Raw genomic sequence first — 12,686 nt, 5'->3', positions numbered from 1 at the left:
CCCGCCGCCGCCCTGCCCTCCGGCGCCCCGCGACGGAGCCGGGGCGCGGTGCGGGCCGCGAAGGGGGATCCGATTTGAAAGCGGGGGTGCGGGCGCCGGTAACCTAAAGGCTTCGCCGTTCGTCCTCGTAATGAAGAGAGCACCGTGGCCGCCGACAAGATCGAAACCATCGTCAGCCTGAGCAAGCGCCGTGGCTTCGTTTTCCCTTGCAGTGACATCTACGGCGGTTCCAGGGCTGCCTGGGATTACGGTCCGCTCGGTGTCGAGCTCAAGGAGAACATCAAGCGCCAGTGGTGGAAGGCGATGGTCACCGGACGTGAGGACATCGTCGGCCTCGACTCCTCCGTGATCCTGGCCCCCGAGGTCTGGGTGGCCTCCGGCCACGTCGCGACCTTCTCGGACCCGCTCACCGAGTGCACCGCCTGCCACAAGCGCCACCGCGCGGACCACCTGGAAGAGGCGTACGAGGCCAAGCACGGCCGACTGCCCGCCAACGGCCTCGCCGACATCAACTGCCCCCACTGCGGTGTGAAGGGCCAGTTCACCGAGCCCAAGCAGTTCTCCGGCATGCTGGAGACCCACCTCGGCCCGACCCAGGACTCGAAGGCTTACCTGCGCCCCGAGACCGCGCAGGGCATCTTCACCAACTTCGGCCACGTGCAGACCACTTCGCGCAAGAAGCCGCCCTTCGGCATCGCGCAGATGGGCAAGTCCTTCCGGAACGAGATCACTCCGGGCAACTTCATCTTCCGCACCCGTGAGTTCGAGCAGATGGAGATGGAGTTCTTCGTCAAGCCGGGCGAGGACGAGCAGTGGCAGGAGTACTGGATGGCCGAGCGGTGGAACTGGTACCGCGGCCTCGGCATCCGCGAGGAGAACATCCGCTGGTACGAGCACCCGAAGGAGAAGCTGTCCCACTACTCGAAGCGCACCGCTGACATCGAGTACCGCTTCAACTTCGGCGGCAACGAGTTCTCCGAGCTCGAAGGCGTCGCCAACCGCACCGACTTCGACCTCAAGGCCCACTCCGCCGCCTCCGGCCAGGACCTCGTGTACTTCGACCAGGAGACGAAGGAGAAGTACACGCCGTACGTCATCGAGCCGGCGGCCGGCGTCAACCGCGCCATGCTCGCCTTCATGCTCGACGCGTACAACGAGGACGAGGCGCCCAACGCGAAGGGCGTCATGGAGAAGCGCACCGTGATGCGCCTCGACCCGCGCCTGGCCCCGGTCAAGGTCGCCGTCCTGCCGCTGTCCCGCAACGCGCAGCTGTCGCCGAAGGCCAAGGGCCTCGCCGCCGACCTGCGCACCTTCTGGAACATCGAGTTCGACGACGCCGGCGCCATCGGCCGCCGCTACCGCCGCCAGGACGAGATCGGTACGCCGTTCTGCGTCACCGTCGACTTCGACACCCTTGAGGACAACGCGGTGACGGTGCGCGAGCGCGACACCATGAAGCAGGAGCGCGTCTCCCTGGACCAGATCCAGAGCTACCTCGGCAGCCGCCTGCTCGGCTGCTAGGACCCGCACCTGGAAAGAAGACCGGTGGCCCGGTGCGCATGCCGCGCACCGGGCCACCGGTCTTCCCGCGTACGGCTCGTCCTGCGTACGGCTCGTCCTGCGTACGGGTCCGGGCCGTCCGGGTTCAGCCCTGCGCGGCGGGGGTCTCGGCCGCCGGCGTGGACCCGGACCCGGACCCGGACCCGGCCGCGGCGGCGGCGGCGCGGCGTTCGCCCTCGGCCTGGGAGCGCTTGGCGTAGCGGGCGGTCCACACCGCGAGGGCGGCCAGCACCCCGTAGATCATGAACGGGCTGAGGGCCACCATGGTCCCGGTGTCCAGGCTGTACGCCAGCACGATCCGGACCAGCGACTCCGCCACGTAGGCCAGGCCCCAGACGAGGGTGATGCGCCGCATGGTCGTGCGGAACCCCTCGTACTGCCACATGCCGTTCCACCAGGCGGTGCTCTCCGGGGTGCCGTCGGTGGCGAACTTGCGGCCGAAGTAGAACATCAGCGGGCGGGCCGCCAGCAGGGTGGCCAGGCAGAGCAGCCCGAACAGGCCGGTGACGGCGGAGTCCTTCACCAGCAGGGCCCGCGCCGAATGGGCGCCGACGAGCGAGACGACGGCCGTGATCACCAGGAACACCAGGGTGACGAGCGCGAACTCGTCGAGCTTGCGCCGCCAGGCCACATGGATGGCGCTGTCCAGGACCGGCCAGGCACTGCTGAGGAGCAGGGCCGAGAACTCGCTCCACCCGTGGCCGTCGGTGAGCGTGTTGTACGTGATGACCGGTGCGACCACGTTCAGGCCGATGGTCAGGATCCAGCCGAGGGCCGTGGATGTGCCGGAACGGGCGGGAGGGGCGGGACGGTCGGGTCGTGCGGTGTGGGTGGACAAGGTTCCCCCTGGAACGTGCCTGATGACGTGCGGTAAGGGGACCGTAGGGACAGCGGGATGGCATGTACAAGGCGAAGGGATCAAAATGATCGCCAAGGTGTCCGGACCGGCAGGTTCCGGACAGGCCCGGCCCCCCCTCGCGGGCTGTCAGGCCCGCAGGCCCCGGATGACCAGGCCGGTGACCGCCTCGAACTCCGCCGTGATCGTCGGCGAGAGCCAGTCGGCCGCGTACTGCGGGTCGTGGAAGCGGCCGGTCGCATCGAACACCGCCCGGGCGGCGGCCGGTACGTCCCCGGCGGCCAGCGTGCCGGCGGCGACCCCCTCCGCGATGATCCGGGCCAGCTGGGCGATCAGCTCGTTGAGGTGGTCGTCCACCACCCCGCTGCTCTCGCCGAGCAGCACGGTGTAGGTCGCGAACAGCTCCGGGTCCTCACCCGCCTTGCGCCGCTTCGCCGCGAACAGGGCCTCCAGCCAGGCCTCCAGTTTGGACGGCGCGCTCCGGCCGGGGGCCGAGGCGATCTCCTCCAGCAGGACCACGCTCTTGGCGAGCCAGCGGTCCGTGACGGCCTCGCGCAGCGCCGCCTTCGACGGGAAGTGGCGGTACACGCTGCCGTGGCTCACCCCGAGGGCGCGCGCCACGTCCACCACCGTCGCCTTGGAGGGGCCGAAGCGGCGCAGCACCTCCTCGGTGGTCTCCAGGATGCGCTCGGGTGTCAGGGGCTCGGCCGTTGCGGGGGGCATGGGGACGACCGTACCGCCGGATCAGTGCTCGCTGTCGAGGTGGGCCATCTGCGCGGCCGGGTACCGCTCGCCGGCCGCGGCGCCCGCGGGTACGGCCTCCTCGATCGCGGCCAGGTCGGCGTCGTCGAGCCGGACGTCCATGGCACCCAGTGCCTCCTGGAGCCGGTCGCGTCGGCGGGCGCCGACCAGCGGCACGATGTCGGCCCCGTGCCGCGGCCCCTGGGCCAGCACCCAGGCGATGGCGGTCTGGGCCACGCTCACGCCCTTGGCCTCCGCGACCTTGCGCAGGGCGTCCACCAGGTCGAGGTTGCGGTCGAGGTTCTCGCCCTGGAAGCGCGGGCTCATGCCGCGGAAGTCGCCGGGGGCCAGCGCCCGGTCGCGGGTGAAGTGGCCGCTGATCAGGCCCCGGGACAGCACCCCGTACGCCGTGATGCCCACGCCCAGCTCGCGGGCGGCCGGCAGGATCTCCGCCTCGATGCCGCGGGAGATCAGGGAGTACTCGATCTGCAGGTCCGAGATCGGGGCCGTGGCGGCGGCCCGGCGCAGGGTGTCGGCGCCGACCTCGGAGAGGCCGATGTGCCGGACGTGCCCGGCCTCGACGGCCTCGGCGATGGCACCGACGGTCTCCTCGATCGGGACGTCCGGGTCCACGCGGGCGATGCGGTAGATGTCGACGTGGTCCCGGCCGAGCCGCTGGAGCGAGTAGGCGAGGAAGTTCTTCACGGCCTCGGGCCGGCCGTCGTACCCGGTGAAGCCGCCCTCGACGGTGCGCAGGGCCCCGAACTTGACGCTGATCTGCGCCTGCTCGCGGGCGGCGGCGGGTGCGGTGCGCAGGGCCTCGTTGATGAGCAGTTCGTTGTGGCCCATGCCGTAGAAGTCGCCGGTGTCCAGCAGGGTCACCCCGGCGTCCAGGGCGGCGTGGACGGTCGCCAGGGACTCGGCGCGGTCGGCGGCCCCGTACAGGGCGGACATCCCCATGCAGCCGAGACCGAGCGGGAAGACTGCGGGGCCGGTGGTGCCGAGCGGGCGGAGGCCGGGGGTGTTCTCGTAGGTGGTCATGGGACGAGCATGCCATGACGAGTGACAGATTTCCATATCTGTCACCCGTCAGGGTGGTGGACCCGCTGCCGCGCGGCTGGTCCGTGGTTCAGTGCGGGTCTCCGCAAGGGGGTGCGCGGTCGGGCTGACGGCCGCCGGAGCCCTCCAGGGTGCGGGCCGTCCGCTCGGCCGTCGCCAGGGCCCAGCGCCCGCTGGTCGCCACGCCGACGACCAGGACGAGCACCCCGCAGAGGGTGATGAACCACCAGGCCGGACGGGCCGCGGCGGTGAACCCGGCGCCGCCCGCCAGCCCCGCCGACAGGACCGCGCCCGCGATCGCGACGCCGAGGGCGCCACCGGTCTGCCGACTGGTGGAGGCGATCGCGGCCGCCACGCCGGCCTGGGAGCGGGGCATCCCGGAGACCGCCGTATTGGTGATCGGAGCGTTGACCATGCCGAAGCCGATCCCGAAGAGCACGTACCCCACGAAGAGCAGGGGAGTGGAGGTCTCGGCCGAGAAGAGCGCGAAGAGCAGCCCGCTCCCCGCCATGGTCACCCCCGCGATCAGCAGCGGGAGCCGGGGTCCGCGGGTGGCGACCAGGCGTCCCGCCAGCGGGGCGCACAGGAAGGTCAGGGTGGCCATCGGCAGCAGGTAGAGCCCGGCGTCCAGCGCACTGAGGCCCCGTACGTCCTGGAGGTAGAGGGTGTTCAGGAACAACACCCCGGACAGGCCCGCGAAGGCGCTCACGGCGATCACCGTTGCCCCGCTGAAGGGGGCGCTGCGGAAGAACCGCGGGTCGATCAGCGGGTCGGACCTCCGCGGCTCGTAGAGCAGCAGCCCCACCAGCGAGGCCAGGGCCAGCGCCGCACAGCCGATGATCACCGGGGAGCGCCAGCCCTCGGCGGGGGCCTCGATGATGGCGTACGTCACCGTGCCGAGCAGGGTCATGACCAGCAGCTGGCCGACGGGGTCCGGGCGCCGGGCCCGGGCGGCGCGGGACTCCGGGACGTAGCGCAGGGTCAGCAGCAGGGCCGCCAGGCCGACCGGCAGGTTCACCCAGAAGATGGACCGCCAGCCCACCGAGTCCACCAGGACCCCGCCGATCAGCGGGCCCGCGGCCATGGAGATGCCGGCCACCGCACCCCAGACGCCGATGGCGCGGGCCCGCTGCGCCGGCTCGGTGAAGGTGTTGGTGATGATCGACATGGCGACGGGGTTGAGCATCGATCCGCCCACCGCCTGGATCATCCGGAACACGATCAGCCACTCCAGGCTCGGGGTGAGCGAGCACAGCACCGAGCCCAGGGTGAAGAGGGCCAGTCCCGTGAGGAAGACCTTGCGCCGCCCGATCCGGTCGGCCGTGGAGCCGGCCAGCATCAGCAGCGAGGCCAGGACCAGCGTGTAGGCGTCGATCGTCCACTGCATCCCCGCGACACTGGCGTCGAGGTCCCGCCGCATGGAGGGGAGGGCGACGTTCAGGACGGTGTTGTCGAGGCTGACGATGAACAGGCTCGTGCAGCAGATCCCCAGCACGAGCATGCGACGCCGGTGGCTCAAGTCGGACATAACGGGGATAGTACGTCAAACTAACGATCTGGCCGTGCGCGACAATGGGGTAATGACCACGCTCCCTCCCCCTCTCGCGATCGGCCCGCACACCGTGCAGCCCCCGGTGGTGCTCGCGCCCATGGCCGGCATCACCAATGCCCCGTTCCGAACCCTCTGCCGCGAGTTCTCCGGCGGCAAGGGGCTGTTCGTGAGCGAGATGATCACGACGCGCGCCCTGGTCGAGCGCAACGAGAAGACCATGCAGCTGATCCACTTCGACGCGACCGAGAAGCCCCGCTCGATCCAGCTCTACGGGGTCGACCCCGTGACGGTCGGCAAGGCGGTCCGGATGATCGTGGAAGAGGACCGCGCCGACCACATCGACCTGAACTTCGGCTGCCCCGTCCCCAAGGTGACCCGCAAGGGCGGCGGCTCGGCCCTGCCCTACAAGCGCCACCTGCTGCGGGCGATCCTGCGCGAGGCCGTCGCCGGCGCCGGGGACCTGCCGGTGACCATGAAGATGCGCAAGGGCATCAATGACGACCACCTCACCTATCTCGACGCCGGCCGGATCGCCGTCGAGGAGGGGGTCACCGCCATCGCGCTGCACGGCCGCACCACCGCCCAGCACTACGGCGGCACCGCCGACTGGGAGGCCATCGCCCGGCTCAAGGAGCACGTGCCGGAGATCCCGGTGCTCGGCAACGGCGACATCTGGTGCGCCGAGGACGCCCTGCGCATGGTCCGCGAGACCGGCTGCGACGGTGTGGTCGTGGGCCGCGGCTGCCTCGGCCGGCCCTGGCTGTTCAACGACCTGGTGGCGGCCTTCGAGGGGCGCCCGCAGGACTTCCGCAAGCCCGCCCTGCGCGAGGTCGCCGCCACCATGCACCGGCACGCGCAGCTGCTGGGGGAGTGGATCGGCGACGAGGCGCGCGGGGTGATCGACTTCCGTAAGCACGTGGCCTGGTACCTCAAGGGCTTCGCCGTGGGGTCCGAGATGCGTCAGAAGCTGGCGGTCACCTCCTCCCTGGCCGAACTGGACGCTCATCTGAGCGAGCTCGATCTGGATCAGCCGTGGCCCGAGAGCGCGGATGGTCCACGGGGACGGACGTCCGGAAACAACCGAGTTGTCCTGCCGGAGGGCTGGTTGAACGACCCTTACGACTGCGCAGGCGTCGGCGAGGAAGCTGAACTGGACACCTCCGGAGGCTGACAAATCGCCCTCCGTGCCGCGTGATATACGCCACGCATGGGTAAGGTTTCGCTCAGATGAGCACTGAAGTCACGGGTAAGACTTTCAAAGGGTGGCACTGGGTGCCACCCTTTGTGTGTTCAACTCTTGAACGCAAATGGATCGATGATCGCTCATCCGAGCGCAATCAAGCCTCAATAGCCCCGCTCCCGTTCGGGATCTGAACGTTCTTCGTACGTTCACATGACTCATCGGTCACTTTCGATCTGCTGGCGCACGGGTGGTTACGGCCGTATGACGAGCATGTGGACGTACCCAGAAGCCTTCGATCTGGGTATGTTCCTGGCCGTCAGGGCAGCCACCGAGCCTCGAGGAGTCGAGACCCGTGTCGGAAAACAAAGATCAGAAGCTCGTCTACGACTTCACCGAGGGCAACCGCGACCTCAAGGACCTTCTCGGCGGCAAGGGTGCCAACCTCGCCGAGATGACCAACCTGGGTCTGCCGGTTCCTCCCGGCTTCACCATCACCACCGAGGCCTGCAAGGTCTACCTCGACAGCGGCACGGCCCCGGCCGCGCTGCAGGACGAGGTCAGCGCGCACCTGGCGGCCCTCGAGACGAAGATGGGCAAGAAGCTCGGGCAGTCGGACGACCCGCTGCTGGTCTCCGTGCGTTCCGGCGCCAAGTTCTCGATGCCCGGCATGATGGACACCGTCCTCAACATCGGCCTCTCCGACGAGTCGGTCGCCGGCCTCGCCGCCCAGGCCGGCGACGAGCGCTTCGCGTGGGACTCGTACCGCCGCCTCATCCAGATGTTCGGCAAGACCGTCCTGGACGTGGACGGCGAGCTCTTCGAGGAGGCCCTCGAAGAGGCCAAGGCCGCCAAGAAGGTCACCGTCGACACCGACCTCGACGCCGCCGACCTGAAGAAGCTCGTCAAGACCTTCAAGGACATCGTGGCCAAGGAGGCCGGTCGCGCGTTCCCGCAGGACGCCCGCGAGCAGATGGACCTCGCCGTCGAGGCGGTCTTCAACTCCTGGAACACCGACCGCGCCAAGCTGTACCGCCGCCAGGAGCGCATCCCCGGCGACCTCGGCACCGCGGTCAACATCTGCTCCATGGTCTTCGGCAACCTCGGCCCCGACTCCGGCACCGGCGTCGCCTTCACCCGCGACCCCGCCAGCGGCCACCAGGGCGTCTACGGCGACTACCTGCAGAACGCGCAGGGCGAGGACGTCGTCGCGGGCATCCGCAACACCGTGCCGCTCGCCGATCTGGAGCAGATCGACAAGAAGTCCTACGACCAGCTCATGGGCATCATGGAGACCCTCGAAACGCACTACAAGGACCTGTGCGACATCGAGTTCACCATCGAGCGCGGCCAGCTGTGGATGCTCCAGACCCGCGTGGGCAAGCGCACGGCCGGAGCCGCCTTCCGCATCGCCACGCAGCTCGTGGACCAGGGCCTGATCGACGAGGCCGAGGCCCTCCAGCGCGTCAACGGCGCCCAGCTGGCCCAGCTGATGTTCCCGCGCTTCGACGCGGACGCCAAGACCCAGCTGCTCGGCCGCGGCATCGCCGCCTCCCCGGGCGCGGCCGTCGGCAAGGCCGTATTCGACTCCTACACCGCGGTCAAGTGGTCCCGGTCCGGCGAGAAGGTCATCCTGATCCGCCGCGAGACCAACCCGGACGACCTCGACGGCATGATCGCCTCCGAGGGCATCCTGACCTCCCGCGGCGGCAAGACCTCGCACGCCGCCGTCGTCGCCCGCGGCATGGGCAAGACCTGTGTCTGCGGCGCCGAGGAACTCGACGTCGACACCAAGCGCCGCCGGATGACCGTGGGCGGGACGGTCATCGAGGAGGGCGACGTCGTCTCCATCGACGGCTCCACCGGCAAGGTCTACCTGGGCGAGGTACCCGTCGTACCGTCCCCGGTCGTCGAATACTTCGAGGGCCGCATGCACGCGGGCGCCGACGACGCCGACGAACTGGTCGCCGCCGTGCACCGGATCATGGCCTACGCCGACCGCGTCCGCCGCCTGCGCGTGCGCGCCAACGCCGACAACGCCGAGGATGCGCTGCGCGCCCGCCGCTTCGGCGCCCAGGGCATCGGCCTGTGCCGCACCGAGCACATGTTCCTCGGCGAGCGCCGCGAGATGGTCGAGCGCCTGATCCTCGCGGACACCGACGAGGAGCGCGAGTCCGCGCTCAGCGCCCTCCTGCCGCTGCAGAAGAAGGACTTCACCGAGCTGTTCGAGGCGATGGACGGCCTGCCCGTCACCGTCCGCCTGCTCGACCCGCCGCTGCACGAGTTCCTGCCCGACATCACCGAGCTGTCGGTGCGCGTCGCCCTCGCCGAGTCCCGCAAGGACGCCAACGAGAACGACCTGCGCCTGCTCCAGGCCGTGCACAAGCTGCACGAGCAGAACCCCATGCTGGGTCTGCGCGGCGTCCGCCTCGGCCTGGTCATCCCCGGCCTGTTCGCCATGCAGGTGCGGGCGATCGCCGAGGCCGCCGCCGAGCGCGCGAACGCCAAGGGCGATCCGCGGGTCGAGATCATGATTCCGCTCGTGGGCACCGTCCAGGAGCTGGAGATCGTCCGCGAGGAGGCCGACCAGGTCATCGCCGAGGTCGAGGCCGCCACCGGCACCAGCCTCAAGCTCTCCATCGGCACGATGATCGAGCTGCCGCGCGCCGCCCTGACCGCCGGCCAGATCGCCGAGGCCGCACAGTTCTTCTCCTTCGGCACGAACGACCTCACCCAGACGGTCTGGGGCTTCTCCCGCGACGACGTGGAGGCCTCCTTCTTCACCGCGTACCTGGAGAAGGGCATCTTCGGGGTCTCGCCCTTCGAGACCATCGACAAGGACGGCGTGGGCGCCCTCGTGCGCAGCGCGGTCGTGGCCGGCCGGGCCACCCGCCCCGACCTCAAGCTCGGCGTCTGCGGCGAGCACGGCGGCGACCCGGAGTCGGTGCACTTCTTCCACGAGGTCGGCCTCGACTACGTCTCCTGCTCGCCCTTCCGGATCCCGGTGGCGCGCCTGGAGGCCGGCCGTGCGGCCGCCGAGTCCAAGGGCAGCGACAGCCGCTGACCCCACGGCCCGTGAAGGGCCCCACCGACCGCGCCTGCCCCCGGGTTCCCTGACGCCCCGGGGGCGGGCGCGCCCCGTTTTCCGTTGTTCGGCAAATCTTTACGCCAGCAGGCGGTGGACGGATCCCCACCCGTCCACCGCCGCTGTCATTCTGCCGGGCACGTCGGCGCTTCCCGTGCGACCGACCGCCAGGCCCCGTAAAGCCCCCCACGGCCTTCACGGAGCGTTTCGGTCGCATCGGAGTGTGCCCGGCGGAGTACAGGATTTCGCTTGTCACGCCCCTGCCGAAAGGGGTTTCAACTGTGGCCGAAAGGGCGTGGTGACCACGTGTGACGGCATGCATACTCATGGGGCGGGGGGATTGCGGTTGCACAGGTGGGGGTTCGGTGCTGCGTATCCATTTCACTGGAGTGGACCTGGCACGCGTACGGATGGCAGGGCGTCCCGATGCGTTGTGGGAGACGATTCTCAGCTTTCACCGTTTACGGGACCGGCGTGACGCCCGGCTGTTCGGTGAATGGCGAACGGAAACTCGGAGCAGGTTGAACAGTGAAACACGCATGCTCGGCATGCTCATACCGAGCCGCGGTTATTTCCCGGATTTCCTGACCCCCGTGGAGGGGCAGTACGGGTGGGACGTGGGGCTCGACTCGCTCCGCGGCATCCGCCCCGAGCGCATGCGCCGCGAGGTGGCGCTGCTGGGGGCGTCGGCCCGCCTGGGAGCCGCCTTCGGCATGCCCTCCGCCGCCAGCGGGGGCACGGACACCACGCTGCCGCGGCGGCTGCGGGAGTTCATGGACGGGGGGACGGAGCAGCTGCCCAGGCTGCTGGGCGAGCTGCGGGCTTACCACCGGGCGGCCGTGGAGCCGTACTGGACGCACATCCAGGCCCAGATCGAGGCCGAGCGGGCCGCCCGCGGCCGGGCCCTGCTGGACGGGGGCGCGGACGAGCTGCTGGCCTCGCTGCCGACGATGCTCCGCTGGCGGGCCCCGGTGCTGGAGTGCGACTACCCGGTGGACCGGGACGTCCGGCTGCGGGGGCGCGGGCTGCTGTTGCAGCCGTCGTTCTTCTGCCGGCGCACCGCGGTGACCCTGCACGACCCGGAGCTGCCGCCGGTGCTGGTCTATCCGGCAGCGGCGCAGCTGGTCTCGGCGCCGACCGGCGCGGAATCCATGCATCCGGTCGTCGAGGACCAGCGGGTGCGGACGCTGGGCAAGCTGGTGGGGCACACCCGGTCGGTGGTGCTGCGGGCCATCGGGGACGGCGCGACCACCACCGAGCTCGCCCGCCGGGCCGGGGTCTCCCTGGCCTCCGCGAGCCAGCACGCCTGCGTGATGCGCGAGGCGGGCCTGGTGACCACGCTGCGGCACGGCAACGCGGTGCTGCACACGGTGACCCCGCTGGGAGCCGCCCTCCTCAGGGGCGGCGCGGTGGCCTCGTAGGAGGGCCGGACGGCGCGGCCCCGGGAGCGCCCGGGCCGCGCCGCCCGCCCGGGTCACACCCGGAAGGGGCCGGTGACCTCGTAGGTGATGCCGCCGGTGGAGCTGCCGCTCGTGCCGCGCTGGCTGGAGAAGTACAGCCGGTTGCCGGCGGGGGAGAAGGCCGGGCCGGTGATCTCCGAGGAGGACTGGCCGGTGATCCGCAGGAACGGGGTGACCACGTCGTCGGGGGTGATCAGGCAGATCTCCATGGTGCCGCCGTCCTCCGCGATGTACAGGTCCCCGTACGAGGAGCCGGTGACGTTGTCCACGCCCGTCAGCGGGGCCGCGCCGCCGGGGACCAGGGAGTCGTCGTAGGCCAGCTCGTAGGTGCCGGCGGCCAGGTTGAGCTGCCAGACCCGGTTGTCGCCCTTGGTGGTGAACCAGACCGTGTCGTTGGCGTAGTGGCAGCCCTCGCCGCCGTTGAACTTCTTGGCCCCCGAGACCTGGCTGCGGGTGGCGGTCGGGGAGCCGTCGCGGTCCGGGACGGTGGCCCAGGTGAAGGAGCCCGAGGTGGCGGTGGAGGCCTTGAGGACCTGGAGGGTGCCCGAGGAAAGGTTTCCCCAGGTGGTGGGGACGAAGCGGTAGAAGCAACCGTCCGTCTCGTCCTCCGTCAGGTAGACCACCTTGCGGACCGGGTCGGCGGCAGCCGCCTCGTGCTTGAACTGCCCCATCGCCGGCCGCTGGACGGCCGCGTTCACCCCGTACGGGTCGGTCTCGTACACGTAGCCCCGGCTGACCTCCTCGCAGGACAGCCAGGTGTTCCACGGGGTCTTGCCGCCCGCGCAGTTCTGCCGGGTGCCGGACAGGATGCGGTAGGCGCCGGTGATCGCGCCCGTGGCGGAGAACTTCACCGCGCTCGCGCCGCCGCTCGGGTTGATCTCCGAGTTCGACACGTAGATCCAGCCCGTGCCGTCCGCGAAGCAGGCGCCGCCGTCCGGGGCACTGTGCCACGGGTACGAGGTGGAGCCGACGTTCTGGCCGGACCGGGCGACCACCCGGCTGGTGAACCCTGCAGGCAGCTGGATGCCGTTCGCATCCGCGGCGCCGAGGGCCCCGTAGGGCCCCGCTCCGGGCTGGGCGGGCGCCGCGTAGGCGGCGCCGTGCATCAGCGTGCCGCCGAAGGCGGCCGCCGACGAGCCGATGACGGCGCCGCGCAGGAAGGTACGACGTTCCACGGTCACTCCTGTGGGAGG

9 protein-coding genes are annotated in these 12,686 nt (G+C 70.4%); 4 read left to right on the top strand and 5 right to left on the bottom strand.

Annotated features, from left to right (window positions below; translation table 11 throughout):
* The first annotated feature begins 144 nt into the window (after positions 1 to 144).
* Positions 145 to 1,521, top strand: coding sequence for a glycine--tRNA ligase (locus ACLJTM_RS22145; RefSeq protein WP_411105413.1), 1,377 nt, complete (start codon positions 145 to 147; stop codon positions 1,519 to 1,521).
* 124 nt (positions 1,522 to 1,645) lie between these two features.
* Here ACLJTM_RS22145 and ACLJTM_RS22140 read toward each other — a convergent pair whose 3' ends face one another.
* The 4 genes from ACLJTM_RS22140 to ACLJTM_RS22125 form a co-directional block, all read right to left on the bottom strand.
* Positions 1,646 to 2,398 (bottom strand): VC0807 family protein, encoded by a 753-nt coding sequence (locus tag ACLJTM_RS22140; protein WP_411105412.1) that lies wholly within the window; start codon positions 2,396 to 2,398, stop codon positions 1,646 to 1,648.
* Positions 2,399 to 2,545: 147 nt separating this feature from the next.
* On the bottom strand, positions 2,546 to 3,139 hold the full coding sequence (locus ACLJTM_RS22135; protein ID WP_411105411.1) for a TetR family transcriptional regulator: 594 nt from the start codon (positions 3,137 to 3,139) through the stop codon (positions 2,546 to 2,548).
* Positions 3,140 to 3,160: 21 nt separating this feature from the next.
* Complete coding sequence (locus ACLJTM_RS22130; protein ID WP_411105410.1) at positions 3,161 to 4,198, bottom strand: aldo/keto reductase; 1,038 nt, start codon at positions 4,196 to 4,198, stop codon at positions 3,161 to 3,163.
* 88 nt (positions 4,199 to 4,286) lie between these two features.
* On the bottom strand, positions 4,287 to 5,744 hold the full coding sequence (locus ACLJTM_RS22125; protein WP_411105409.1) for an MFS transporter: 1,458 nt from the start codon (positions 5,742 to 5,744) through the stop codon (positions 4,287 to 4,289).
* 52 nt (positions 5,745 to 5,796) lie between these two features.
* Here ACLJTM_RS22125 and dusB point away from each other — a divergent pair, with 52 nt between their 5' ends.
* The 3 genes from dusB to ACLJTM_RS22110 all read left to right on the top strand — a co-directional run bounded on the left by dusB (position 5,797) and on the right by ACLJTM_RS22110 (position 11,454).
* Positions 5,797 to 6,939, top strand: a complete 1,143-nt coding sequence (gene dusB / locus ACLJTM_RS22120) for a tRNA dihydrouridine synthase DusB (RefSeq protein WP_411105408.1) — start codon at positions 5,797 to 5,799, stop codon at positions 6,937 to 6,939.
* A 364-nt stretch (positions 6,940 to 7,303) separates the two neighbouring features.
* Positions 7,304 to 10,012: a pyruvate, phosphate dikinase gene (gene ppdK / locus ACLJTM_RS22115; protein ID WP_411105407.1), complete on the top strand. Its 2,709-nt coding sequence runs from the start codon at positions 7,304 to 7,306 to the stop codon at positions 10,010 to 10,012.
* Positions 10,013 to 10,398: 386 nt separating this feature from the next.
* Positions 10,399 to 11,454 carry a helix-turn-helix domain-containing protein gene (locus ACLJTM_RS22110; RefSeq protein ID WP_411105406.1) on the top strand — a complete coding sequence of 352 codons (1,056 nt, stop codon included), beginning with the start codon at positions 10,399 to 10,401 and terminating at the stop codon, positions 11,452 to 11,454.
* A 53-nt stretch (positions 11,455 to 11,507) separates the two neighbouring features.
* Here the strand turns inward: ACLJTM_RS22110 and ACLJTM_RS22105 are convergent, their stop codons facing one another.
* Positions 11,508 to 12,668, bottom strand: coding sequence for an alkaline phosphatase PhoX (locus ACLJTM_RS22105; RefSeq protein WP_411105405.1), 1,161 nt, complete (start codon positions 12,666 to 12,668; stop codon positions 11,508 to 11,510).
* Positions 12,669 to 12,686 lie beyond the last annotated feature (18 nt).

Origin of the sequence: Streptomyces sp. cmx-4-9, from assembly GCF_046548835.1 — a bacterium.
Classification (GTDB): domain Bacteria; phylum Actinomycetota; class Actinomycetes; order Streptomycetales; family Streptomycetaceae; genus Streptomyces.
Note: the sequence above shows the minus strand (reverse complement) of the source record. Positions and strands in the feature narration are given on the sequence as shown.